Raw genomic sequence first — 26,748 nt, forward strand, 5'->3', positions numbered from 1 at the left:
GGGTAACGCGTTTACAATAAACCGCAACGGCGTTTGCTGCGATCCTCCGCCTGTTGATAAAGGCTGAATTCATCGGCCACCGCCGCACCCAGCGCCATTTCGAACTCGCTGCGGCTGGAGTGCCCGTGCTGTCGCTGGCCACCGTCGCTGCCTAAATTTGACTGGAAGATGCCCGCGGCGCTAACCGGCAGGAAATCTTCATAGATGATAGGCTGGGCGATGAGCCAGCCGCGCTCAATCAACAACTGCGGATCGTCGCCTGGTTTGATGGACTGGCGATGCATGTCGCCCACCGGCGTCAGGCGGTAGCGAAAATAGGCCAGCCCCTGGCGACGAAGCAGTGCGTCGCTGTCCGGGAAGCGGCTGAACACCTCCTGCAAATGCTGCTGATGGCTTAGGTTGTCCGTGCCGTTTCCCGCTTCGAGCAATAATTCATCATACAGCGCGCGGCCTTTAGGCGTCAGCGCCACGCCGCGCTGCTCAATCTCACCAAATCGGGCGGTGTGCGTGCCGTGGTGCTCACCGGCAAACAAAATAGGCTCTTCCAGCGCTTTAAAACTGGTCTGACGCAGCAAAATGGGGCGTTCACGGCGAGGTGGGCCTTCAATAATGGCTTTGGGCGAGATGCCCCGCTCCGGCATCATCGCCTGAACGCGGTCGATATCCAGCGTGCGCGGCGTGAGATGGTTAATGTGGCAGCCACGGAAGCAAACCACATCGGCAATCAGGCGATGCTCGTCGTGCAGGGCGCGGTAAGTGTCGGCGTCAACCGTGGCATGCTGATGCCAGCGGAAGGTTTCCAGCGCTTCGGCCACAAAGGTGTTCGCCTCTGCCTCGCTGAATCCGCCCTGCCTGTCGTGGAGATCGAGCATTTCGCGGCAGCGGGGAGTGAAAATGTCGCGTTTATCGAGGATTGCGGCAGCGCGAGCCCTTAGCGTCGGGTTGTCGATAAGCTCCAGACGCAATAAAGAGGTAAACACGCGGAAGGGATTACGCGCCAGCGCCTGGTCGTCAATCGGGCGGAAAGCGGTGGAATGTACCGGTACCCCGGCCTGGGAAAGATCGTAGTAACCCACCGGATGCATGCCCATTACCGCGAAAATTCGCTTCAGCACCGCCAGCTCTTCGGCCTTACCTACGCGAATCGCGCCGTGGCGCTCTACGTTTAACCTTGCCAGCTCGTCAGCATTTTCGAGCTGCTGGTGCAGCTCAGGATCGTGTTCCAGCACGGCCAGGTTTACATCCGCCACCAGTTCTAACAGCGTGCCGTACTGCGGAACTTCTTGCTGGTACATCGCCGACATAGCTTGCGAAAATTTGTCCCGAATCTCATCGGCCGTGAGGGTGTTCGCCATGATGTCATGCCTCCAGTGGATAGTGCTGAAAGCGTAGAACCTGGTGGATCACTTATCAGGAAGAATTTCCATTTTGTGATCTGCTTTGCAGCACCTAAAAAGTAATTTTTTCAGCATATTACATAACGCAGCGTTATGCAGAATGCCTACCACAAAGAGTATAAATTAACAAAAAATTAACTAAAACAGGCCGCGTTAAAATCTGCAGACCGGCATCACTTTTCAGCAAAATAGCGCCCTTTTGTCGAAAAAATCTTCTCTTATTTAAAGTGGTTATGTGCCTGGTCATAACAAAATGTTAATAATATTTTGCAATGAAGTTATCAAAATTCAACACCGAGGCTTGTCAGCTAAGCCGGACTGTTTTTAACATTGCTTATGGAAAAAAATGGTCTCTTCAGTCAGCGCATTCGCTTGCGCCATTTACATACTTTCGTGGCCGTCGCTCAGCAGGGAACACTGGGTCGCGCGGCTGAAACTCTAAACCTGAGCCAGCCGGCGCTCTCCAAAACCCTCAATGAGCTGGAGCAGCTTACCGGCACACGTCTGTTCGAACGCGGGCGGTTAGGCGCTCAGCTAACGCTCACCGGCGAGCAGTTTTTAACCCATGCGGTAAAAGTGCTTGATGCCCTGAATCATGCCGGGCAGTCGTTTGTACGCCGGGAAGACCGGCCTTCTGATGTGATACGTATTGGCGCGCTGCCTACCGCCGCGCTGGGTATTTTACCGGCGGTGATCGGCGAGTTTCATAGGCAGCAGAGCGACGTCACCCTGCAGGTTGGCACCATGAATAACACCATGCTGCTGGCGGGATTGAAGTCCGGGGAACTGGATTTAGGCATCGGGCGCATGTCCGATCCTGAGCTAATGACGGGCCTGAATTATGAACTGCTGTTCCTGGAGTCTCTCAAGCTGGTTGTTCGCCCTAACCATCCGCTGCTGCATGAAAATATTACCCTTAGCCGGGTGATGGAATGGCCCGCGGTGGTCTCCCCTCAGGGCACGGTGCCGCGCGATAACGCGGAATCTCTGCTCGCGTCACAGGGCTGCAAGCTGCCTTCAACCTGCATCGAAACGCTGTCGGCTTCGCTCTCCCGCCAGCTGACCGTCGACTACAACTATGTCTGGTTTGTGCCTTCCGGCGCGGTGAAGGACGATTTGCGCCAGGGCACGCTGGCCGCGCTTCCTGTCCCGATTCCGGGCGTCGGGGAACCTATCGGGATCCTTACGCGGGTGGACACTCAGCTCTCAACGGCTGCGCAAATTCTGCTGTCGTCGATTCGTAAATCAATGCCGTCCTGAGGGAGCTCGCCGCCATCCCGCCGCTCAGCGGCTTCTTTTGGCGTGTTTCTCCCAGGTTTCCAGTTTGGCCTGTTCTGATTTTTTTAAAGCAACATAGCAGGCCCCGCTTCCACCGTGGTGCGGCATCGCCACGCAAAAAGCCTGCACTTCGTCAAACTCGGCCAGCCAGCGCCCAAGGAAGCTACGCACCACGTTGGCATGGGATTTATCTTCTCGTCCTTTGCCGTGCACGATGAGCACATTACGCAGGCCATCCTGCTTAGCCTGCATAATGTAGGCAAACAACATCTGCCGGCAGCGCTCTACGGGCTGGCGGAGCAGATTAAGACTTGCCTGCTGGCCGTATTTTCCGAGCCGGAGCTTGTCCAGGACGCCGCTCTGCAGACCCTCTCGCTTGTACTCCAGCGGCGTGTCGAGGGGAATGATGTCCAAAAAGTCGGTGGTGAGAAAGTTGTCCAGTTGGATGGGGTCTGGCTTCACGCCAATGTGCTCTTTCTGAGGTTTGATCCACTGGCTGTCCGCACAGTTTTTCAGCGGTTTGACATCCTCCATGGCGTCAAGAAACAGCGATTTGTCGTCAAGGTTCACGGTCAATCCTCCTGAGTTAGCTGCCGCTACTATAACCCCGCCCTGCCTGAGGCTCAACGGGACAGCCGTGGGAGATATTCCAGAATAGTTGGCAAATTATTTATGTCACCGGATCTTTAAAATTAAAATATAAAGTTTGCATTTACGTTAAAAAAAGGTAAATCAAATAACCGTAAAAGAAATTATTATTCCCTTCACCGGGGAAATAATCACCGCCGCAATCAGACGGTCAGTCGCTAACTATTTCGGGCGATAAGTCAGGGAAGTTATCAAACTTTTTTTTCTACTTCCGGCCATTATTTTCCGTCTTCGCCTGGAAATTTAGATGCGGTGATAATCCTTTTGAGGTCTGGCTGACGCCGCTGGGGGCATGTTATCTTTTCAGCCTCAAAATGGGCCGCGCATTCGTTCAGGCCTGACAAAAAACGGAGTAATACCGTGCTGACAATACTGGAAGATAAGATTGACACCCCGCTTGGGCCGCTGTGGATCTTGTGCGACGAACAATTCAGGCTTCGGGCCGTGGAATGGGAAGAACACAGCGACAGCATGGAGCAGCTGTTGAATATTCACTATGGGAAACAAGGGTTTCAACGCGTCAGCAGCCGTAACCCTGGGGGCCTTAGTGACAAGCTGCGTGACTATTTTTCTGGCGATCTGGCGGTGATCGATACTCTGCCCACGGCGACGGCTGGCACGGATTTCCAGCGTCAGGTTTGGCAGGCTTTGCGCGATATCCCCTGTGGACGAGTGATGCATTATGGCGAACTGGCAGAACAGCTAGGCCGCGCCGGGGCCGCTCGCGCTGTCGGCGCCGCGAACGGCTCAAACCCGGTGAGCATTGTGGTGCCGTGCCATCGCGTCATTGGTCGAAACGGCACGATGACCGGGTATGCAGGCGGCGTGGCGCGGAAAGAGTGGCTGCTGCGCCATGAAGGTTATTTATTACTGTGATGGTGCCAAAAGTGCGGCTATTTATTCCAAAAAAGAGTAGCTGCATTTTAATGTTTCAGGGAATGCAACAAGATGAAGACCCTTTTTTAACCCCCTCCCTTTATTATTGTCCGAATAACGTTCTGCCAGACTTACCTGATCGCGAAAAAGATGTTAAAATTGACCAATATCAATTACGGTCCGAGCATATCTATGATCCCTGAAAAGCGTATTATTCGACGAATTCAGTCTGGCGGTTGTGCTATCCATTGTCAGGATTGCAGCATCAGTCAATTATGCATCCCCTTCACGCTTAATGAGCATGAACTCGATCAGCTTGATAATATCATCGAGCGTAAAAAGCCGATTCAAAAGGGTCAAACCCTGTTTAAAGCAGGTGATGAACTGAAATCGCTGTACGCTATTCGCTCTGGCACCATCAAAAGCTACACCATTACCGAGCAAGGCGATGAGCAAATCACCGGTTTCCACCTCGCGGGCGACCTGGTCGGCTTCGACGCCATCGGCACTGGCCATCATCCGAGCTTTGCTCAGGCACTCGAAACGTCGATGGTTTGTGAAATCCCGTTTGAAACGCTCGACGATTTGTCCGGTAAAATGCCGAGCCTGCGCCAGCAGATGATGCGCCTGATGAGCGGCGAAATTAAAGGCGATCAGGACATGATTTTGCTGCTGTCCAAAAAGAATGCCGAAGAGCGCCTGGCGGCGTTTATATACAATCTTTCTCGCCGCTTTGCGCAGCGTGGCTTCTCACCGCGTGAGTTCCGCCTGACCATGACCCGTGGCGATATCGGTAACTACCTGGGCCTGACGGTAGAAACCATCAGCCGCCTGCTGGGCCGCTTCCAGAAAAACGGTATGCTGGCGGTGAAAGGCAAGTACATCACTATTGAGAATATCGATCTGTTATCCGACCTCGCGGGCCAGTCGCGCAGCGTTGCCTGATAACCCTCCCCTTTGCCGGATCGGCTTTTATCCCTTTTATTGATCCGGCAAGGGCTCTTCACCTGTTTCATTCCTTTCTTATGGGTTAATCTTACTTCACAGACTGTGGTTAAGCAGTTGTAAGGAGACCTGTATGGCAAACTACCAAAACATGCTAGTCGCGATTGATCCTAATCAGGACGATCAGCCTGCCCTGCGGCGCGCTGTTTATTTGCATCAACGGATTGGCGGCAGGATCAAAGCCTTCCTGCCTATCTATGATTTTTCCTACGAAATGACCACGCTTCTGTCCCCCGATGAACGCACCGCAATGCGCAAAGGGGTTATCAGCCAGCGCACGGCCTGGATTAAGCAACAGGCGCAGTACTATATCGAAGCCGGTATTCCTATTGATATCAAGGTGGTGTGGCATAACCGCCCGTTCGAAGCCATTATCCAGGAAGTGATCGCCGGCGGGCACGATCTGCTGCTAAAAATGGCGCACCAGCATGACAAACTGGAAGCCGTGATTTTCACTCCAACCGACTGGCATTTGCTGCGTAAATGCCCCTGCCCGGTGTGGATGGTCAAAGACCAGCCGTGGCCGGAAGGCGGCAAGGCGCTGGTGGCGGTGAACCTTGCCAGCGAAGAGCTTTACCACAACGCGCTGAATGAAAAACTGGTGAGAGAGACGCTGAAGCTGGCGGATGATGTCAACCATACCGAAGTTCACCTGATTGGCGCGTATCCGGTTACCCCCATCAACATTGCCATTGAGCTGCCTGATTTTGATCCGAGCGTGTATAACGACGCCATTCGCGGCCAGCATCTGGTGGCCATGAAGGCGCTGCGTCAGAAATACGGCATTGATGAAAAGATGACGCACGTCGAGAAAGGCCTGCCGGAAGAGGTGATCCCTGACCTGGCCGAGCATCTTCAGGCCGGGATTGTGGTACTCGGCACCGTCGGGCGAACGGGACTTTCCGCAGCGTTTCTGGGCAACACCGCGGAACAGGTTATCGACCATTTGCGCTGTGATTTATTGGTGATAAAACCGGACGATTACCAGACGCCGGTTGAGATGGACGACCCGGAAGACGACTGATGTGGCCATCCATTCAGGCAAAAAACCCCGCAGCCCATTTACCTGCGGGGTTTTTATTGGTCAGTGGCTGGAGCCGAATACGTTCCAGCTATTCTGCCCGAGCACGGGCCTTTTACTTATCCCGGTACGGGATAGCCGGCACATCCTCTTCCCCAGTGATAACCCGGTCAGGATGTACGAGTTGTTCCCCCTTCACAAATCTGGCACTGACGGCGCCAAACAATGTAAAGCCAAGAATGGTGGCTACGCCCCCGTACATCAAAGCCTTATCACCAGAATTCACTAACGCAAAGTAGCTGTACGCAGCCCCAACCCCTGCGATTGCGTTATTCAACAGAGCCTTATGGCTGGGTACCCGGTTGATTTCCTGAATTGTTACCAGAGCTGCCATAGACAGGATGTAGGGAATAAGATTCGTGACGACCGACAGGTCAACTACGGTTGAAAATTGGTCAGAGACACCCAGATTACCGGTGGCTACATGATGAATCCAGCCGTAGCGAGTCCCGTCAGGGCTGGCGGGAATTGAAAACCACCCCAGAATGGTTTGAATCCCTAACAGAATCAGCATTCCTGCGATGGGGGTTCCACTCTTATTACATTTAGCGAAAATTCGTACAAAATAGCCCACTTCCGCAGAACTCTTGAAGACTTGTGCAGTAGTGAACTGCCAGCCCAGTAAGGAACCGATGCAGGCGATAATCATCAGGCCCGTGATGATATTCCCTACCATGGGAGTAAACATCGTGGCGAATACCAGGCCAAACGGCGCGTTTGAACTGGCAAGTTCAGCGTTTGGAATAATTCCGCCAATGACGTTGGTCGACACGATATAGATAACCGCAGAGCCCAATGTCCCGAAGAGCACGGCGATGGGTACATTCTTTTTAGGATTATCCACCGCATCACTGTTCGCGCAGGCTGATTCGAGCCCAAGAAAGGCCCACAGCGTGATTGCTACGGAAGAGCCTGCGGCATCAAGTAGCGTGCTGTTATGAGGGTTCCAGCCTGCGGCATATATTTCGGGTTTAAACCAGAACCATCCCACCGTCGATACCACCACGACCGGCGCGATCACCCCCCAAACAGTGACGCCACCAATTTTACCGGTTATGCTGGCTCCACCAAAATTAGCAAACGTGGTTAACCATAAAAGTCCTATCGTCATTAATCCAATTTGCAGAGGATTAGGATTAATATTGAATAGCCCAATAATATAACCCACGGCAGTGATGGAGATCGCGACGTTACCAATGACGATCGCAACGCCATAGGTGTAGTTTGCAATGTAATTCCCCGCCTTACCAAAGGCATACTCAGCGTAACCGCCCATGCCACCAAGCTTATTACTCATCGTACCGCAGCAGGCAAAAGCCCAGGCCAGCGCCATTGAACCCACGGCAGTAATCACCCAGGATACTATCGAAATATTCCCGACTTGAGCCAGCTTAGTGGGTAGTAATATTATTCCCGATCCTAACATGTTGATGGCAGTCAACATTGTTAGCTGAGTGACACTCATTTTCTTAATTGCCATATTCACTCTCCTGCAGCTAACTGGGTTACCGTTAGATGCTTTCTTTTAGGCATTGAACGTAATAAACCCCATTTTTATTCTCTACACCATGGATATCATGGCCAAAACCTGGGAATCGCCGATCCCATAATTGCAGAATCTGCAAATATTTGATGTATGGGCTATCTTTATCTCCCGCGTTCTCGCCTGGCATGATCATTGGAATTCCAGGCGGATAAGGAACAACACCGGTCGCGAGAGTGCGGTTGTAAAGATCATCCATGCTAACTGTTTCAATATCGTTGTGTACGAGCCTGATATAAGCCTCGGCTGGAGTGAGTACCGGTTTCGGTAATATGGTGAAGGCTTTCTCCTGAACCTTTATGAGATCTGTTTCTTTGAAAAAGAGGAACATTTCATTAGCAAGATCTTTCAATCCTTTATTTTTGAACGCCTCAGGGCATTCGTTTTCATGTGCATAAAGGAGGTGTTTGACCGGAATATTGTTATCGTATGCATCTTTAAATTTGAGTAATGCATTGATCAATGTTCCGTATTTCCCTTTGGTAATACCAAGGGAGAAAAGAAACAGAATGGTAAAATCAGTGGTCTTTTCAACTTGAATGCCTTTCTGGCTAAGAAAAGCCGTCACCAGTGCAGCAGGAATGCCGGCGTTCTCAAGTGAGCCATCCGTCGCCACGCCGGGCATCACGACGGACACTTTTATCGGATCCAGCATACAGTAGCTGTCTTCGATTCCCTTAAAACCGTGCCATATATCACCCTCTCGCAATTCCCAGCAACGAGGGTCGGTAACTAAAAGAGACAGGGGCGCATCTTCAAAAGAAATTTTCTTTCCGGACTCCGGGTCGGGGACAAAGTCTGCATTCCAGGTGGAGAAAAACCAGTCATCATTTTCCTGAAGTTCTCTTCGAATACGCCTGACGGCCTGGCGAAAACGAACCGCTTCAGTAATTGATTCTGTGGTAAGGTGCTGACCACTTTGCCCCCGCATCATTTCAGCCGAAACTTCGTTAGCCATAATTATCGGATACAGCGGCGACGTCGAGGCATGCATCATATAAGCTTCGTTGAAGCGTTCATGAGGAACCGAATTTCGTCCATCCCGCACCCCAATCAGCGATGCCTGCGAAAGTGCAGCTAACAGCTTGTGCGTTGAGGTTGTAGTGAAAATTGTCGGCAGATCCCTTGGATAATCTTCGGGTTCTCCATACATGCCAAAACGTTCTGCGTAGAGGGGGTTAAATCGCGCATAGCCGTACCATGCCTCATCAAAATGAATACGATCGACGCTGCTATTGAGCTGCTTAATAACCGTAGGCACATGGTAGGTCAGGCCATCATAGGTCGAATTTGTGATAATGCTGTGCAGCGGTTTTTTATTCTTATCTGTGGCGAGAGGGTTTGAGGCGATAGCTTCTTTCACTGCATCACCACTCAGTTGACGGGCATATACCGGCCCAATAATGCCGAGGTAGTTTCTCGAAGGCATTAAATACGTTGGGATGACCCCCGTCATCGTCAGGGCCTGTTCCGTAGATTTATGGGCGTTGCGGTCGCACAGGGCATAGTCGTCACGGGCTACGGAAGACATCATAATGACCCTGTTGGACATAGAAGAACCATTGGTAACGGTATAAGCCCTGTCCGCGCCAAATACCCGGGCACAGAATTTTTCGCTATCACCAATCGGACCGCTATGATCCAGCAGAGACCCTAATTCTCCGACGGAAATAGAAAGATCGGAGCGCAAAAGATTTTCCCCAAAATAATCATGGAATGCCCGGCCAACGGCCGATTTCATGAATGCCGTCCCCCCGGCATGGCCTGGGGTATGCCATGAATATTCATATTTTTCCGCAAACTCAAAAATTGCACGAGTGAGCGGCGGAACAATTTTATCCCGATAAGCTAAAATAGACGAATGAATTCTACCTGCCAGGAAAAAAGGCGTATCTTCTTGAACCCAAATTAACTCATCAGTTTCACGCATTATTTCATGATTTAAATTCTCAGTCTGTCGATTATCTAATAATAGAAATAAAGGGATGGACTGATTTTTACGTCGAAGAGATTGTATTACTCTCTTTGCCGATTCATTATTCTGCTCACTGTCACTCATTACCCAATCGAGGAGTACGAGCTCAATAGTTTCATCATTATTTAAAACCGCGGCGGCGTCATCAGCAGAATCGGCATAAACAGTGGCGACATCCTTACTGTTTAACGCATTAATAAGATTAGAAATAGAATCATTGACTACGCTAACATGACAGGCAGAATTATGAACAATTAACGCCTTTAGCGATATTATCCTTTCACTGCGAATATCCATAGTAACCTCCGGGATTGTGCGATTTTATTTTCAATAAAAACAGACAATTTATATTCAAAATGAAATGTTGAATCACCTCTATCGTATACCACTCTCCAATATAGACCATGCTGGATCAGATGGCGTTAACAGAAATGCTCAAATCATTTCTTGCGTACTTTCACATCTACAGCTATGGGATGTTTAACAGCCTCGTAGAAAGGCCTGAATAAACTTAGTGGCTTTCAGGATATACAGACAATTTTTCCCGATGATAACCCAATTCGCTGAAATCAATATTTTTACAGGATGATGACAAATGGCGTGATTGTTTATTTCTAAAACTAAAAATATCTTCTTGAGATCCTCTCAATACCTTCGTCCTCCAGATCTGTTTGTTTTGTAAAATATCACACGCTGCGGCTTCGCTCTGATTGCGCCTGAACCTGCGTTTTCGTTCCTGTCCCGTACCCCAAAAAAAAGCCGCCCATTTGGACGGCATTCACAAGACGGCTAACGCTTACAGCGCTTTCAGAATCGCTTCGACGCTGGCTTTGGCATCACCAAACAGCATCTGGGTGTTCTCTTTAAAGAACAGCGGGTTCTGCACGCCTGCGTAACCGGTATTCATTGAGCGCTTAAACACAATCACGTTCTGCGCTTTCCACACTTCCAGCACCGGCATACCGGCGATTGGGCTGCGCGGATCGTCCTGAGCAGCCGGGTTAACGGTGTCGTTCGCCCCGATAACCAGCACGGTGTCGGTGTCGGCGAAGTCGTCATTGATCTCGTCCATTTCCAGCACGACGTCGTAGGGCACTCGCGCTTCAGCCAGCAAAACGTTCATGTGCCCAGGCAAACGCCCCGCGACAGGGTGAATACCAAAACGAACTTTGACTCCGCGTGCACGCAGCTTCTCGGTAATTTCCGCCACCGGATACTGCGCCTGGGCTACCGCCATGCCGTAGCCTGGGGTGATGATCACCGACGTGGAGTTCTTCAGCATTTCAGCCGTTTCTTCCGCGCTGATTTCACGGTGTTCACCCGCTTCTTCCGTTTCACCGGTTGAAGAACCGTCGGTTCCAAAACCGCCGGCAATCACGCTGATAAACGAGCGGTTCATCGCCTTACACATAATGTAGGAGAGGATGGCACCAGAAGACCCCACCAGCGCACCAGTGACAATAAGCAGGTCATTGCTGAGCATAAAGCCCGCAGCCGCTGCGGCCCAGCCGGAGTAAGAGTTAAGCATCGACACCACAACCGGCATGTCTGCCCCGCCGATGGACGCCACCAGGTGCCAGCCAAACGCCAGCGCAATGATAGTCATCACCAGCACGGCCAGAACCTGCATACCAACGCTTTCGGTACGCACAAATACCAGCAGCAGCGCGAAGGAAACCACCAGCGCCGCCAGATTGAGCTTATGACGATTTGGCAGCATCAGCGGTTTAGACGAAATTTTACCGCGCAGCTTGCCAAAGGCGACAATAGAGCCGGTAAAGGTCACTGCCCCGATGAAGATCCCAATGAAGACTTCCGTTAAGTGGATATTCTCCATGATCGGCTCAAGGCCCGGACCGTGATCGAGGTAGCTGTTAAAGCCAACCAGCACCGCCGCCAGGCCCACAAAGCTGTGCAGCACGGCAACCAGCTCCGGCATTTCGGTCATTTCGACTTTCTTCGCCAGGTGAATACCAATCGCCCCGCCGATAACCATCGCGATGATAATCCACACGACATTGCCAGTTTCCGGGCCAAAAATGGTCGCCACCAGCGCAATCGCCATCCCGGCGATACCAAACAGGTTACCCTGCTTTGAGGTTTCGTGTTTCGACAGGCCAGCCAGGCTAAAAATAAACAGGATCGCGGCAACAATGTATGCAGCTGTAACTAATCCACCAGACATGTGTTACCCCTTAGTTCTTCCGGAACATTTTCAGCATGCGCTGAGTGACGGTGAAACCACCAAAAATATTGATACTGGCGATCAGTACCGCAATGAAGCTCAGGAAGCTGACCCAGCCACCGTGGCCAATCTGCAGCAGCGCACCTACCACGATTATCCCTGAAATAGCATTCGTCACCGACATGAGCGGCGTATGCAAAGCATGGGAGACGTTCCATACCACGTAGTAGCCCACCACGCAGGCCAGCGCAAAGACGGTGAAGTGACCAAGGAACTCTTTTGGCGCCACGCTTGCGAACCAGCCAAACAGAATAATTGCCAGCGCCATCAGGCCATATTTAAACCACGGAGACGTTGGTTTTTTCTCTTCGACCGGCTCAGCAGCTGGTTTTGCAGCGGCCTGCGGCTGAGCGGAAACCTGAATCGGCGGCGCAGGCCAGGTGACTTCACCTTCGCGAATAACGGTCACGCCGCGCACAACCACATCATCAAAATCAACGGTGATATTGCCGTCTTTTTCCTTACACAGCAGCTTGACCAGGTTGACGAGGTTAGTGCCGTAAAGCTGGGAGGACTGGGTCGGCAAACGACCCGGCAGATCGGTATAACCAATGACCTTCACCCCGTTAGGCGTCACGGTGACCTGGTTCGCAACGGTGTATTCGCAGTTGCCGCCGTTTTGTGCCGCCAGATCGACAATCACGCTGCCCGGCTGCATGGAATCCACCATTTCACGGGTAATCAGCTTCGGTGCAGGTTTGCCCGGAATCAGCGCCGTAGTGACGATGATATCCACCTCTTTCGCCTGAGCCGAAAACAGCGCCATTTCGGCTTTGATAAAGGCTTCGGACATCACCTTCGCATAGCCATCCCCGCTGCCGGCTTCTTCTTTGAAGTCCAGCTCCAGGAATTCGGCGCCCATGCTTTGCACCTGCTCTTTCACTTCAGGCCGGGTATCAAACGCACGAACAATTGCCCCGAGGCTGTTGGCCGCGCCAATCGCCGCCAGGCCCGCAACACCCGCGCCGATAACCATCACTTTAGCTGGCGGGACTTTACCGGCGGCGGTGATTTGCCCGGTGAAGAACCTGCCAAACTCATGTGCGGCTTCGACAATCGCGCGGTAACCGGCGATGTTAGCCATGGAGCTAAGCGCGTCCAGCGACTGCGCACGTGAAATACGCGGCACTGAGTCCATCGCCATAACGGTGATGTTCCGCGCCGCCAGTTTTTCAAGCAGCTCCGGGTTTTGCGCCGGCCAGATAAAGCTGACCAGCGTCGAACCTTCACGAGCAAGCCCAATTTCGTTATCCAGCGGGGCGTTCACTTTAAGGATAATGTCCGACTGCCAGACATCCGTGCCGCTGGCAACGATCGCCCCCGCGCGCTCAAACGCTTCGTCGTCAAAACTTGCCAGTTTCCCCGCATCGCTTTCAACGGCGACAGTGAATCCCAGTTTAATCAGCTGCTCTACCGTTTTCGGCGTGGCGGCTACACGGGTTTCATTGGCCAACCGCTCTGTTGGTACACCAATACGCATAGTATTCCCTTCCATCTGTTTTTGATGATGGTTTGCCAGACCTTGCCATGGCCAGACGCAAGCATCCGCCCGCACGCGCAGGCAGATATCTGTTCCATTACCACTTCAACAAAAAATACATCTGTAACAAACTTTTTATAACCTACTGAAAATAACGACTGTGATCTACATCCGCATCCTGGTATTTCTATTTTTATCGCAAAAATTCAGTCATCAGGCGCTCAGACAGTTGTTTTAATCTTTATTTACACGCCGAGGCCTGATAATACGCTTAACCGAGACGGTAAGACATGATTCTACGCCGCAACAAAAACCAATTTTAACAACATTTTAACCAAATAAGTCATAAGCTTTATCAGTTTTAGCGGTGAACGCCTCTTTTTTTAACTTAATAACGTTTGTCGCGGTTATTCATCGCCGGGAAGGCACAAGGCGCGAAAAATGCCGCAGACAAGGACGTTATTTCCAGCCATAATCGGCATCTAATCGGTCCTAATCAGAGAAGTACCTGTATTCATTTTGCGCAAGGCGAAGGATTATTTTTATGAATCTCAAGAACACCCTTCTGGCGTCAGCTCTTATTTCCGTCACCTCGCTGTCCGCTCAGGCGGCGACCGAACTGACACCAGAGCAGGCGGCCGCACTTAAGCCGTACGATCGAATCACTATCACAGGCCGCTTTAATGCTATCGGCGATGCCGTGGCCGCCGTATCTCGCCGCGCAGATGCTATCGGGGCCGCTTCTTTCTACGTGCTGGACACCAGCGCAATGGGTGAAAGCGGCAACTCCCGCGTCGTGGCTGATGTTTATAAGAATGATGCACCTAAAGCCGATGCGCCTAAGAACCGCGTCATCAATGGCGTGATGGAGCTGCCGAAAGACCAGGCTTATCGACTGGAACCCTTTGATACCGTCACCGTTCAGGGTTTCTTCCGTACCCAACCGGACGTTAATGATGCCATTACTAAAGCTGCACGCGAAAAAGGGGCTGCCTCCTTCTTTATCGTGCGCCAGGTCGATACCAACCAGGGCGGCAACCAGCGCGTAACGGCGTTTATCTATAAAGCTGACGCTAAAAAACGCGTTGTGCAAAGTCCGGACCTGCTGCCAGCAAACTCCGAAGCAGGTAAAGCCGCGCTCGCCGCGGGCGGCGCTGCTGCCAAAAATGTGGAAATTCCAGGTGTTGCTTCTTCAGAAACGCCGTCTTCCGACGTTGGCCGTTTCTTTGAAACCCAGTCATCTCAGGGCTCACGTTATACCGTAACGCTACCAAACGGCACCAAAGTACAGGAAGTCAACAAGATAACGGCTGCTCAAATGGTGCCATTTGACAGCATTAAGTTCACCGGTAACTTCAGCAGCATGACCGAAGTTTCCTACCAGGTTGCGAAGCGTGCAGCTGATAAAGGGGCTAAGTTCTACCACATCACTCGCCAGTGGCAGGAACAAGGTAACAACTTAACCGTCAGCGCAGACCTGTTTAAATAAGATACACCATCAATCAAAGGGCAGCTTCCGCTGCCCTTTTTTTTGCACTCAAATCATTTTATCGCACCACACGCATTGCAAGCAGTGTGCACACTCCGTAAAATCCCGCGCCTTAGCGTGATCCTCCATTTATATGCGAAAAAGCATAATAATTATGCTGGAACACTTCTGACCTCAACAGGATGCGTATGGAAAAGAAACTTGGCCTCGCAGCGCTCACCGCGCTGGTATTAAGCTCCATGCTCGGCGCAGGCGTGTTTAGCTTGCCGCAAAATATGGCAAGCGTTGCGAGTCCGGCTGCGTTGCTGATCGGCTGGGCGATCACTGGCGTAGGTATTCTCCTGCTGGCTTTGGCGATGCTGGTGCTTACCCGACTCCGCCCCGACCTGGACGGCGGAATATTCACCTACGCGCGTGAGGGCTTTGGGGAGCTTATCGGCTTTTTCTCGGCCTGGGGTTACTGGCTGTGCGCGGTGATCGCCAACGTTTCTTACCTGGTCATTGTTTTCTCCGCCCTTAGCTTCTTTACCGACACGCCTGAGCTGCGTCTGTTCGGCGACGGCAATACCTGGCAATCCATTGTTGGCGCATCCGTTCTGTTATGGATGGTGCACTGGCTGGTGCTGCGAGGCGTACAAACGGCGGCCAGCATCAACCTGGTCGCAACGCTTGCGAAGCTGCTGCCTTTGGGGATGTTTGTGGTACTGGCGGCAGTTGCTTTTAAGCTATCTACCTTCTCTCTCGATTTTACCGGTATTAAACTCGGCGTTCCCGTCTGGGAACAGGTGAAAAACACCATGCTGATTACCCTTTGGGTCTTTATCGGCGTGGAAGGGGCCGTGGTGGTATCCGCACGAGCAAGAAATAAAAAAGACGTTGGCAGAGCAACGCTTCTGGCTGTCATTGCCGCACTCAGCGTCTACCTGCTGGTCACGCTACTTTCACTCGGCGTAGTTGCTCGCCCTGAGCTTGCTGCAATGCGCAATCCGTCGATGGCTGGCCTGATGGTCGAAATGATGGGCCCGTGGGGGGAAGTGATTATTGCTGCCGGATTGATTGTTTCCGTGTGCGGCGCGTACCTGAGCTGGACAATTATGGCTGCAGAAGTGCCATTGCTGGCGGCAACCCATAAAGCTTTCCCCAAAATGTTTGCCCGTCAGAACAAAAACAACGCACCGTCGGCTTCTCTTTGGCTGACGAATATTAGCGTGCAGGTGTGCCTCGTGCTGATCTGGCTGACCGGGTCGGACTACAACACGCTGCTAACCATCGCCTCAGAAATGATTCTGGTGCCTTATTTCCTGGTGGGTGCATACCTGCTAAAAATCGCGACCCGCCCTCTACACAAGGCGATTGGTTTTGGAGCCTGCCTCTACGGTTTGTGGTTGCTTTATGCGTCAGGCCCGATGCATCTGCTGCTTTCGGTCGTATTGTATGCGCCTGGATTATTAGTCTTTATTTACGCGCGTCGTACCCATACGCACGAAAAGTCGCTAAATTTAAAAGAAAGAACGATGATTTGCCTGATGCTGCTGGCAGCATTTCCGGCAACGTGGATGCTGGTGGGGTAACGAATCCTTTCCCCGGCAACTATTCTGGATGAGGGGAGCCAAGCTATTAACCGACCTATTCTTATCACCGGTGCAGGCCAGCGTATTGGCCTGGCACTGGCTCAGCATTTTCTGGCTAAATCTCAGCCGGTAATTGTCAGCTATCGCACTCGCCATCCCGCTGTCGACAAACTCGAACAGGCCGGTGTCACTTGCCTGTACGCCGACTTTTCAACGAATGAAGGCATCCTTGAATTCGCTGAACGGGTGAAGTCACTCACGCCCGCGCTGCGCGCCATCATTCATAATGCCAGCGAATGGAAGCCAGAAACCCGCGACACGGCCCTGTGCGATACGCTACAGGCAATGATGCAGGTTCATGTTGCCGCGCCCTACTTACTTAACCATGAGCTGGAGAGCTTGCTGAGAGGACACGGTCAGGCGGGCAGCGATATCATCCATCTGACCGATTACGTGGCGGAGCGCGGCAGCGACAAACATATCGCTTACGCCGCCAGTAAAGCGGCACTGGAAAATATGACGCTCTCTTTTGCGCTTAAACTGGCCCCGGAAGTCAAGGTCAACGCCATCGCGCCTGCCCTGATCATGTTTAACACCGACGACGATGCCGACTACCGCCAGCGCTCGCTTAACAAATCGCTGATGAAAATCGCCCCGGGTGAACAGGAAATTGTGCGTCTGGTTGAGTATCTGTTGGCCAGCCGCTATGTCACCGGCAGAAGCCATGCCGTAGACGGTGGCCGGCACCTACGCTAACACTGTTTACCAACCATTAATGGTGTAATCTATTGCATCATTGTATGTTCAAATTTTAAAAGCCGACGCGGCGGATTATGAGCAAAATAGTTTACGTGGAAGACGACCCGGAAGTTGGCGGCCTGATAGCCGCCTATCTCGGGAAACATGACATTGACGTTATCGTTGAAACCCGCGGTGACCGCGCCGAAGCGGTTATCCAGCAACAGCAGCCGGATTTGGTTTTGCTGGATATTATGCTGCCAGGGAAAGACGGGATGACGCTATGCCGCGACCTTCGCCCACAGTGGGACGGCCCGATTGTTCTGCTGACATCATTAGACAGTGACATGAACCATATTCTGTCGCTGGAAATGGGGGCAAATGACTACATTTTAAAAACAACGCCGCCTGCGGTGCTGTTGGCGCGTTTACGGTTACACCTCCGTCAACGTGTTTCAGCCCAACAAACGGCAGACACAACGGCCAGCAACCTCAAACCGCATAAAGCTATACGTTTTGGCACGCTGTGTATTGACCCGCTGAACCGCCAGGTCACGCTTGGGGATGAAAACGTCGTGTTGTCGACTGCGGATTTCGATCTGCTGTGGGAACTTGCCACGCACGCCGGTCAGATAATGGATCGTGATGCCTTATTAAAAAATCTGCGTGGTGTGACCTATGACGGCATGGATCGCAGCGTGGATGTGGCCATCTCCCGCCTGCGTAAAAAGCTGCTGGATAATGCGACTGAGCCCTTCCGTATCAAAACCGTGCGCAACAAAGGCTATTTATTTGCTCCTCACGCCTGGGAAAGCGAAGCTTAATGAAATACGGATTTGACGGTAACGCTCAATGAAAAAGCTGTTTGTACAGTTTTATCTTTTGTTGTTTGTCTGCTTCCTGGTGATGACCATGCTGGTCGGGCTGGTGTATAAGTTCACCGCCGAGCGGGCGGGACGACAGTCGCTCGATGACTTAATGAAAAGTTCGCTGTACCTGATGCGCAGCGAGCTACGTGAAATTCCGCCGCGGGACTGGAATAAAACGATCAACGATCTCGACCTGAACCTCTCCTTCAAGCTCAATATTGAGCCGATGAGCAAGTTCAAACTCGATGACGTTGCCGCTCGCCACCTGCGAGAAGGCGAGATTGTGGCGCTGGACGAAGAATATACATTCATCCAGCGCATTCCACGCAGCCACTACGTTCTGGCCGTCGGCCCAATTCCGTATCTCTTTTATCTGCATCAGATGCGGCTGCTGGATATTGGCCTGATCGCATTTATCGCCATTTCGCTCGCCTTCCCGGTGTTCATCTGGATGCGCCCGCACTGGCAGGACATGCTCAAACTCGAAAGCGCCGCCCAGCGATTTGGTAAAGGGCATCTGGATGAGCACATCCATTTTGATAATGCCTCAAGCTTTGAACGGTTGGGCATCGCCTTTAACCAAATGGCCGATAACATCAACGCCCTGATTGCCAGCAAGAAGCAGCTGATTGACGGCATTGCCCACGAGCTGCGTACCCCGCTCGTTCGCCTGCGTTACCGTCTTGAAATGAGCGACAACCTCAGCGAAGAGGAATCTCTGGCGCTCAATCGGGATATTGGCCAGCTAGAAGCGCTGATTGACGAGCTGCTGACCTACGCACGCCTCGACCGCCCGCAGACCGAGCTTCATCTGGCGCACGTCAAATTTGCCAGTTGGATGGAAACGCATATTGCCGACGTACAGCTCATTCACCGTCAGCGCCGGATTAGCCTGGAGACAGATACCCTCACCGCCATTGACTATGGCGCGCTGGATCTGCGCCTCATGGAACGCGTCACGGACAACCTGATCAATAACGCCCTGCGCTACAGTGAGCAACAGCTGCGCGTCAGCCTGTGGCGTGAAGATGATATCGCCCATTTGCAGGTAGAAGATGACGGCCCGGGCATTCCTGAGGAAGAGCGCGCCCGCGTATTCGAGCCTTTTGTTCGCCTCGACCCCAGCCGGGACAGGGCAACCGGCGGCTGCGGGCTTGGCCTGGCGATAGTCCATTCTATTGCCGTGGCGATGGGTGGACACGTCACCATTGAAAGCAGCTCTTTGGGCGGTGCCAGCTTCCGCTTTTCATGGCCGGTCAATACCACGTACCTTTCCTGAATCCTGAATTCACCAGCCCGGTAACCCCTATCGGGCGATTTTTCCCTGTTAAGCGCCACGTTCACAGTTGCTGATGCGGTCTCCCGTTGCTACAGTTCATAAGTATGTTGTAACTAATGTGAATCGCCATGCCACGCTACGATCTTATTGAACGTTTAACGTCCACCTGCCGGGAGCTGGAGCAGCACCTGGCTGTGCTCAGGGCACAGCTCGGTCAGCTTCGACTGCTCAGCGGGCGGGTCTTTACGCTGCCGGAGATAGAAAAAAGCAAAGAGCACGATCCGCTCTCTAAGATTGAAGTCACCCAGCGCGTCGGGCTGGAGGCGCATCACGCCGCCGTCGCCCACTTTACGCGGCTGTTTATCCAGCAGCAGTCGGAAAAAATCAGCACCAAGGCCGCCGTGCGCCTACCCGGCGCGCTCTGTTATTCGGTCAGCGAAGAGCAATACCAGCAAACTTCGGGGCTCCTGGAAAACATCAATCAGTTGAAACACGCTCTGGAGCAGATTATCAGCGTCGAGTCGACGCTTCCCTCCGCCCAGCGTTTTGAATGGGTTCACCGCCATATTCCCGGCCTGCTTACCCTGAACGCATACCGCGCCATTACCCTGCTTGAAACGCCGGACACCGTGCGTTTTGGCTGGGCGAATAAACAGATTGTCAAAAACCTTAGCCGCCAGCAGGTGCTGGAGATGCTGGAAAAAAGCCTGAATGCCGGTCGAGCCGTGCCGCCGTGGACGAAGGAACAGTGGGCCGAGCGCGTGAGGCAGGAAATGGATGAAGTGCAAAGGCTGCCGGAAAACGCACGGCTGAAAATCAAGCGCCCGGTGAAGGTTCAGCCCGTGGCCCGCGTGTGGTATCAGGCGCAGCAGAAACAGGTGCAGTATGCCTGCCCTTCTCCGCTGATTGTGTTGTGTAAGCAGGAAAGTGGTGAAACCTCGCCCGATTTAGGCGAACTGCTGAATTACGATGCCGAAAACATTCAGCACCGCTATAAGCCTCAAGCGCAGCCGCTGAGACTGATTATCCCGCGGCTGCATCTGTACTGCGAAACGTAAAACTTACGACTTCATGCTGCCGACCATATCCTCAGGGCGAACCCAGGCGTCAAACTCATCCTCGGTCAGATAACCGAGCTTCAGTGCCGATGCTTTAAGGGTCAGCCCTTCTTTATGGGCCTTTTTGGCAATTTCTGCCGCCTTGTCATAGCCAATATGGGTATTGAGCGCGGTCACAAGCATCAGCGACTCGTTCAGCAACTGGCTGATGCGATCGCGATTAGGCTCAATGCCCACTGCGCAGTGCTCGTTGAAGCTTTCCATGCCGTCGGCCAGCAGGCGAACGGACTGCAGGAAGTTATGGATGACCATCGGGCGATAAACGTTCAGCTCGAAGTTACCGGACGCACCGCCGATATTCACCGCCACGTCGTTCCCCAGCACCTGGCAACACAGCATGGTGACGGCCTCGCACTGGGTCGGGTTCACTTTGCCCGGCATGATGGAGCTGCCCGGTTCGTTCTCAGGAATCGACAGCTCGCCAATGCCGCAGCGCGGGCCGGAAGCCAGCCAGCGAACGTCGTTGGCAATTTTCATCATCGACGAGGCCAACCCTTTCAGCGCGCCATGCGCATGAACCAGGGCATCGCAGGTGGCCAGTGCTTCAAACTTGTTTGGCGCCGTGACGAAAGGCTGCTTCGTGAAGTCAGCCAACTCTTTTGCCACGCGCACCGCATATTCAGGGTGGGTATTCAGCCCGGTGCCCACCGCCGTACCGCCCAGCGCCAGCTCCGCCAGATGCGGCAGGCTATGGTCGATGTGCTTCAGGTTATGCTCAAGCATCGCCACCCAGCCGGAGATCTCCTGCCCCAACGTCAGCGGCGTGGCGTCCTGCAGGTGGGTACGGCCGATTTTGACGATATCCTTAAACGCATCGGCTTTTTTGGCCAGCGTTTGCCTGAGCACGTTTAGCTGCGGCAGCAGGTGCTCGCGAACCGCGATAATGGCCGCCACGTGCATGGCGGTCGGGAAAACGTCGTTCGAACTCTGACTTTTGTTCACGTCGTCGTTCGGGTGCACCAGTCGCTCCATCCCACGTACGCCACCCAGAATTTCACTGGCGCGGTTCGCCAGCACTTCATTCATGTTCATGTTGCTTTGGGTGCCGGAGCCGGTCTGCCAGATAGCCAGCGGGAACTCACCGGGGTGCTTTCCTGCCAGCACTTCATCTGCGGCCGCGATAATGGCCGTACCGCGCTCTGCAGGCAGCAGGCCGAGGTCAACGTTGACCTTCGCCGCCGCGCGCTTGGTAAGCGCCAGTGCTCGAATCAGCTCGGTCGGCATTTTCTCGGTAGAAATGCGGAAATGCTCAAGTGAACGCTGGGTCTGCGCTCCCCACAGCTTATCTGCCGGGACGTCGATCGGGCCCATTGAGTCTTTTTCACTGCGACTGGATGTCATGCCTTTCTCCTTTGCGATAAAAAAAGCCGCCACTATAGGCGGCGGCTTGAGTATTACTTAACGCATCGAGAGCACTGTGAGGCCTGAATTTTCTGGAAGAAGTCGTTGCCTTTGTCATCCACCAGGATGAACGCCGGGAAGTCTTCCACTTCGATTTTCCAGATAGCTTCCATACCCAGTTCCGGGTACTCCACACACTCCAGGCTCTTGATGCTATTTTGCGCCAGCACCGCCGCCGGGCCACCGATGCTGCCGAGGTAGAATCCGCCGTGTTTGTGACAGGCGTCGGTCACCTGCTGGCTGCGGTTGCCTTTGGCCAGCATGATCATGCTGCCGCCGTTGGCCTGCAGCTGATCCACGTAGGAGTCCATACGGCCCGCAGTTGTCGGCCCTAAGGAGCCGGATGCGTAGCCGTCCGGCGTTTTGGCCGGGCCTGCGTAATAAATCGGGTGATCTTTCACGTACTGCGGCAGATCTTCCCCGTTATCGAGACGTTCTTTCAGTTTAGCGTGAGCGATGTCACGCGCCACAATAATGGTGCCGGTTAACGACAGACGGGTGGACACCGGGAAGTCGGACAGCTGGGCGAGGATCTCTTTCATCGGACGGTTCAGGTTGACCTTAACGGCTTCCCCCTCGCCCGCCTGACGCAGCTCTTCCGGGATGTACTTGCCCGGATTGTGCTCCAGCTTCTCAAGCCAGATGCCGTCTTTGTTAATTTTGGCTTTTATATTGCGGTCGGCTGAGCAGGACACGCCCATGCCAACCGGGCAGGATGCGCCGTGGCGAGGCAGACGAACAACGCGGATATCGTGGGCAAAGTATTTGCCGCCGAACTGCGCGCCCAGGCCAAGATTCTGCGCTTCTTTCAGCAACTCTTCTTCCAGCTGCACGTCGCGGAATGCCTGGCCGTATTCGTTGCCTTCGGTTGGCAGGCCGTCGTAGTACTTGGTTGACGCCAGCTTCACGGTTTTCAGCGTCGCTTCGGCAGAGGTTCCGCCGATAACAAACGCCACGTGATACGGCGGGCAGGCCGCGGTGCCCAGGGTGCGCATTTTCTCCACCAGGTAATCTTTCAGCTTCGCCGGGGTGATCAGCGCTTTGGTTTCCTGATAGAGATAGGTTTTGTTAGCCGAACCGCCGCCTTTGGCGATGCACAGGAATTTGTACTCGTCGCCGTCCACGCTGTAGAGATCGATCTGCGCTGGCAGGTTGGTGCCGGTGTTCACCTCTTTGTACATATCCAGCGCGGCGTTCTGAGAGTAGCGCAGGTTATCTTCAATAAAGGTGTTGTAGACGCCGCGAGACAGCGCTTCTTCGTCGCCACCGCCGGTCCAGACGCGCTGGCCTTTTTTACCCATGATGATAGCGGTGCCTGTGTCCTGGCAGGTCGGCAGAATGCCCTTGGCGGCAATGTCTGAGTTACGCAGGAACTGCAGCGCGACGTACTTATCGTTCTCGCTGGCTTCCGGGTCGCTCAGAATGTCCGCTACCTGCTGCTGATGCGCCGGGCGCAGCATAAACGAAGCGTCGTGGAAGGCATGCTGAGCCAGCAGCGTCAGGGCCTGAGGATCAACCTTGAGGATTTGCTGGCCGTCAAACTCGGCGACGGAAACATAGTCGGAGCTCAGGAGGTAATATTCGGTCGGGTCTTTCTGGAGCGGAAAAGGCTCCTGGTAATGGAAGGGTTTATTCGACATATTTCTCTCACTTGCGACAACAGTAACGTTAATTTTTATATTTCAGCGCAGGATCTTACGCTGCGTTCCAAAAACAAGTCATAACATGCTACACAATTTTTTAACAGAAACTGAGACTAATACGACTTTTTGTTGCCCTGGTTACTTCCCCGCGGATAATTGGTTTAATAACTGAAACTTCGATTCAATGATGACAGGGACCTGAGATGCAAAAATTGATCAATGCGGTACAAAATTATGCCTGGGGAAGTGAAACGGCGCTAACGGAACTGTACGGCATCGCCAACCCGCAGCATAAGCCCATGGCCGAACTGTGGATGGGCGCTCACCCAAAGAGTAGTTCAAAAGTGCTCGATGCCAACGGGCAACCGCACGCATTGCGCGATGTGATTGACGCCGATAAGCAAGCGCTGTTGGGGAAAGCCGTTGCCGAGCGTTTTGGCGAGCTGCCTTTCCTGTTCAAAGTCCTTTGCGCCGCCCAGCCTCTCTCCATTCAGGTTCATCCGAACAAAAAAGCCTCTGAAATCGGCTTTGCGAAAGAAAATGCAGCGGGTATTCAGCTTGATGCCGCAGAGCGTAACTACAAAGATCCTAACCACAAACCTGAACTGGTTTTTGCCCTGACGCCGTTCCTCGCGATGAACGCTTTCCGCGAATTCTCCGACATTGTGTCGCTGCTGCAGCCGGTTTCTGGCGCACATCCGCTGATTGCGCATTTCCTCCAGCAGCCTGGGGCCGAAACCCTGGCGCAGCTGTTTGCCGGTCTGCTAAATATGCAGGGCGAAGAAAAAGCCCTGGCCCTTGGCGTACTAAAAGCTGCCTTGAATAATCAGCAGGGCGAGCCGTGGGAAACCATTCGCCTGATTTCCGAGTTCTACCCGGACGACAGCGGCCTCTTCTCCCCGCTGCTGCTGAACGTGGTTAAGCTTGAGCCGGGCGAAGCGATGTTCCTGTTCGCCGAAACCCCACACGCCTATCTGAACGGCGTCGCGCTGGAAGTGATGGCTAACTCTGACAACGTGCTGCGTGCCGGGCTGACGCCGAAGTACATCGACATCCCTGAACTGGTGGCCAACGTCAAATTTGAGCCAAAACCGGCCAATCAACTGCTGACCGAGCCGCAGAAAAACGGCAGCGAACTGGACTTCCCTATTCCAGTGGATGACTTTGCCTTCTCCCTGCACGACCTGAGCACGCAGGAAGCCGCGCTGGCACAACAAAGCGCTGCCATTGTGTTCTGCGTTGAAGGTGAAGCCGTGCTAACCAAAGACGCCCAGCGCCTGGTGCTGAAGCCGGGCGAGTCAGCCTTTATTAGCGCCGCAGAATCCCCGATTGCCGTCAGCGGCGTTGGCCGGGTAGCACGAGTGTTTAATAAACTTTAACTTACTGATCTTTTTAGCGCGTATTGCTAAGCTAGTAAGCATGTTGACGAAAACGCCTGATAACAGGCGTTTTTCTTTCGCCCGGTGGGGGACGGCTGCCGGCTTCTATACATGACATGGATAATGACACGATGAAAAAATCTCTGGTTGCGGTTGGGGTAATTGTTGCGCTAGGCGTGGTATGGACCGGTGGGGCCTGGTTTACGGGTAAACAGCTCGAAGGCCGTATGGCCGAAATGATTGATAACGCCAATGCTGAAATCAAAAATTCAGCACCGGAATCAGGGCTGGTCCTCAGCTATCAGGACTACAAGCGTGGGCTTTTCCACAGTTCGGTACAGCTGGTGGTTAAACAGGCTGCCGGGACGAAAAACGCCCTGCTCACGCCAGACCAAAGCGTGTTATTCAACGAAACCATCGACCATGGTCCTTTCCCGTTCGCACAGCTGAAGAAATTCAACCTGATCCCGAGCATGGCGTCGATCCACACCGAACTGGTGAATAACGACACCACCAAACACCTCTTCACGCTGACCAAAGATAAGCCGCTTATCGGCGTGGAAACCCGCGTGGGCTACAGCGGGGCAACGTCTTCGGATATCGCCCTGGCGGCCATTGATGCCACCGAGGGTGAAGACAAGTTCAGCTTCAGCGGCGGCAAATTTACCGCCGACGTTGATGGCGCGGGCAATGAAATCGCCCTGTCCGGCTCGGCCGACAGCGGCCTTGTCAACACCGTCAACGAATACGGCCAGCGCGTGCAGCTCTCTTTCAACGGGATCAAAACCGACGGCGACAGCAAACGCAGCCTGTTTGACCAGCGCGTAGGCTCTCAGAAAGCGACCATCGATAAGCTGTCTATGGTTGTGGATGGCAAAGAGATTGCCGTCGTGGAAGGCTTTAACCTGAACGCAAAATCTGACGTGCAGGACGACAAAAAACACTTCACCGGCCAGTTCGACTACAGCCTTAATGCGCTGAAAGTCCAGAACCAGAACATGGGCAGCGGCAAGCTGACGCTCAAGCTCGGCAATATTGATGCCGCCGCGCTGCGCGAGTTTACCCAGAAATATAACGCGGGCGTACAGCAGCTGATGGCCGATCCAGCGCTGCAGCAAAACCCTGAGCTCTATCAGCAAAAATCCGTGGAGCTGATTAGCGCTAGCCTGCCACTGCTGCTGAAGGGCAACCCAATCATTACCGTCGCCCCGCTGAGCTGGAAGAACGCGAAAGGCGAATCGACCTTTAACCTGTCCTTGTTTATGAAGGATCCGCAGGGCGAAACCGGCCCGGCCAATTCGGCGGAAGAACAGCTGGATCGCTACGTGAAATCTCTCGACGCGAAGTTGGTTATCCCTATGCCAATGGCTACGGGGCTGATGTCCCAGGTGGCGCAGCTGGAAGGCTATAGTCCGGAAGAGTCAGACAAACTCGCCAGCCAGCAGATCAAGGGCCTCGCTGCCATGGGCCAGATGTTCCGCGTCACCAAAGTTGACGGCGATAACATCACCACCAGCCTGCAATACGGCAATGGCAAAGCCTCCCTGAACGGCGAGCAGATGTCGCTGGGCGAGCTGTTCAGCATGTTCGCCCTGCCGGCAGGCATGGGTGGCCCGGCGCTGCAGGATAACGACAGCGATGCCGTGCCGCAGCCGCAGGACGAAGCACCGGGGGATGATGCATCTCCGGACGCCGCCCCGGCACCTCAGCAGTAAGCCATACAAAAACCCGCC

20 protein-coding genes are annotated in these 26,748 nt (G+C 53.3%); 12 read left to right on the top strand and 8 right to left on the bottom strand.

The features are described 5' to 3' along the window. Positions 1-11: 11 nt before the first annotated feature. Complete coding sequence (hglS, locus tag A936_RS07740; RefSeq protein WP_008456371.1) at positions 12-1,355, bottom strand: 2-oxoadipate dioxygenase/decarboxylase HglS; 1,344 nt, start codon at positions 1,353-1,355, stop codon at positions 12-14. Between the two features lie 378 nt (positions 1,356-1,733). Between hglS and A936_RS07745 the strand changes: the two genes are divergently transcribed. Then, on the top strand, positions 1,734-2,657 hold the full coding sequence (locus A936_RS07745) for a LysR substrate-binding domain-containing protein (RefSeq protein WP_008456372.1): 924 nt from the start codon (positions 1,734-1,736) through the stop codon (positions 2,655-2,657). Between the two features lie 24 nt (positions 2,658-2,681). On the opposite strand, the gene smrA is transcribed toward A936_RS07745, so the two are convergent. Next, on the bottom strand, positions 2,682-3,245 hold the full coding sequence (gene smrA, locus A936_RS07750; RefSeq protein ID WP_008456373.1) for a DNA endonuclease SmrA: 564 nt from the start codon (positions 3,243-3,245) through the stop codon (positions 2,682-2,684). A gap of 438 nt (positions 3,246-3,683) precedes the next feature. On the opposite strand from smrA, the gene ogt reads away from it, so the two are divergent. The 3 genes from ogt (at position 3,684) to uspE (ending at position 6,228) form a co-directional block, all read left to right on the top strand. Beyond that, entirely contained in the window at positions 3,684-4,199 is a 516-nt protein-coding gene (gene ogt, locus A936_RS07755) for a methylated-DNA--[protein]-cysteine S-methyltransferase (RefSeq protein ID WP_008456374.1), read from the top strand. Between the two features lie 192 nt (positions 4,200-4,391). After that, entirely contained in the window at positions 4,392-5,144 is a 753-nt protein-coding gene (gene fnr, locus A936_RS07760) for a fumarate/nitrate reduction transcriptional regulator Fnr (protein ID WP_008456375.1), read from the top strand. Positions 5,145-5,277: 133 nt separating this feature from the next. Continuing rightward, positions 5,278-6,228, top strand: a complete 951-nt coding sequence (gene uspE / locus A936_RS07765) for a universal stress protein UspE (RefSeq protein WP_008456376.1) — start codon at positions 5,278-5,280, stop codon at positions 6,226-6,228. 112 nt (positions 6,229-6,340) lie between these two features. On the opposite strand, the gene potE is transcribed toward uspE, so the two are convergent. From potE to pntA, 4 genes are all read right to left on the bottom strand, one after another. After that, positions 6,341-7,765, bottom strand: a complete 1,425-nt coding sequence (gene potE, locus A936_RS07770) for a putrescine-ornithine antiporter (protein ID WP_008456377.1) — start codon at positions 7,763-7,765, stop codon at positions 6,341-6,343. A 31-nt stretch (positions 7,766-7,796) separates the two neighbouring features. Next, a complete protein-coding gene (locus tag A936_RS07775; protein WP_034808279.1) occupies positions 7,797-10,100 on the bottom strand; it encodes an Orn/Lys/Arg family decarboxylase in 2,304 nt (767 codons plus the stop codon). 499 nt (positions 10,101-10,599) lie between these two features. Beyond that, positions 10,600-11,988 (bottom strand): Re/Si-specific NAD(P)(+) transhydrogenase subunit beta, encoded by a 1,389-nt coding sequence (pntB, locus tag A936_RS07780; protein ID WP_008456379.1) that lies wholly within the window; start codon positions 11,986-11,988, stop codon positions 10,600-10,602. A gap of 10 nt (positions 11,989-11,998) precedes the next feature. After that, positions 11,999-13,528, bottom strand: a complete 1,530-nt coding sequence (gene pntA / locus A936_RS07785; protein WP_008456380.1) for a Re/Si-specific NAD(P)(+) transhydrogenase subunit alpha — start codon at positions 13,526-13,528, stop codon at positions 11,999-12,001. Positions 13,529-14,072: 544 nt separating this feature from the next. Here pntA and ydgH point away from each other — a divergent pair. The 6 genes from ydgH to tus all read left to right on the top strand — a co-directional run bounded on the left by ydgH (position 14,073) and on the right by tus (position 20,532). Next, positions 14,073-15,017 (top strand): DUF1471 family protein YdgH, encoded by a 945-nt coding sequence (ydgH, locus tag A936_RS07790; RefSeq protein ID WP_008456381.1) that lies wholly within the window; start codon positions 14,073-14,075, stop codon positions 15,015-15,017. A gap of 188 nt (positions 15,018-15,205) precedes the next feature. Beyond that, entirely contained in the window at positions 15,206-16,588 is a 1,383-nt protein-coding gene (locus A936_RS07795) for an amino acid permease (protein ID WP_008456382.1), read from the top strand. A gap of 24 nt (positions 16,589-16,612) precedes the next feature. Continuing rightward, the gene (gene folM, locus A936_RS07800) at positions 16,613-17,344 is read left to right on the top strand and encodes a dihydromonapterin reductase (RefSeq protein ID WP_071530479.1); all 732 of its coding nucleotides are present in this window, start codon (positions 16,613-16,615) and stop codon (positions 17,342-17,344) included. A 77-nt stretch (positions 17,345-17,421) separates the two neighbouring features. Further along, positions 17,422-18,150 (top strand): two-component system response regulator RstA, encoded by a 729-nt coding sequence (gene rstA, locus A936_RS07805; RefSeq protein WP_008456384.1) that lies wholly within the window; start codon positions 17,422-17,424, stop codon positions 18,148-18,150. A 28-nt stretch (positions 18,151-18,178) separates the two neighbouring features. Continuing rightward, entirely contained in the window at positions 18,179-19,474 is a 1,296-nt protein-coding gene (rstB, locus tag A936_RS07810; RefSeq protein ID WP_008456385.1) for a two-component system sensor histidine kinase RstB, read from the top strand. 128 nt (positions 19,475-19,602) lie between these two features. Beyond that, positions 19,603-20,532 carry a DNA replication terminus site-binding protein gene (tus, locus tag A936_RS07815; protein WP_008456386.1) on the top strand — a complete coding sequence of 310 codons (930 nt, stop codon included), beginning with the start codon at positions 19,603-19,605 and terminating at the stop codon, positions 20,530-20,532. Positions 20,533-20,535: 3 nt separating this feature from the next. Here the strand turns inward: tus and fumC are convergent, their stop codons facing one another. Together fumC and fumA are read right to left on the bottom strand one after the other, a co-directional pair. After that, positions 20,536-21,933 (bottom strand): class II fumarate hydratase, encoded by a 1,398-nt coding sequence (gene fumC, locus A936_RS07820; RefSeq protein ID WP_008456388.1) that lies wholly within the window; start codon positions 21,931-21,933, stop codon positions 20,536-20,538. 53 nt (positions 21,934-21,986) lie between these two features. Beyond that, positions 21,987-23,633, bottom strand: coding sequence for a class I fumarate hydratase FumA (fumA, locus tag A936_RS07825; RefSeq protein ID WP_008456390.1), 1,647 nt, complete (start codon positions 23,631-23,633; stop codon positions 21,987-21,989). Between the two features lie 206 nt (positions 23,634-23,839). On the opposite strand from fumA, the gene manA reads away from it, so the two are divergent. Then, a complete protein-coding gene (manA, locus tag A936_RS07830) occupies positions 23,840-25,015 on the top strand; it encodes a mannose-6-phosphate isomerase (RefSeq protein ID WP_008456391.1) in 1,176 nt (391 codons plus the stop codon). Positions 25,016-25,146: 131 nt separating this feature from the next. Beyond that, entirely contained in the window at positions 25,147-26,730 is a 1,584-nt protein-coding gene (locus tag A936_RS07835; RefSeq protein ID WP_008456393.1) for a YdgA family protein, read from the top strand. Positions 26,731-26,748 lie beyond the last annotated feature (18 nt).

The organism is Enterobacter sp. Ag1 (genome assembly GCA_000277545.1).
GTDB lineage: Bacteria > Pseudomonadota > Gammaproteobacteria > Enterobacterales > Enterobacteriaceae > Cedecea.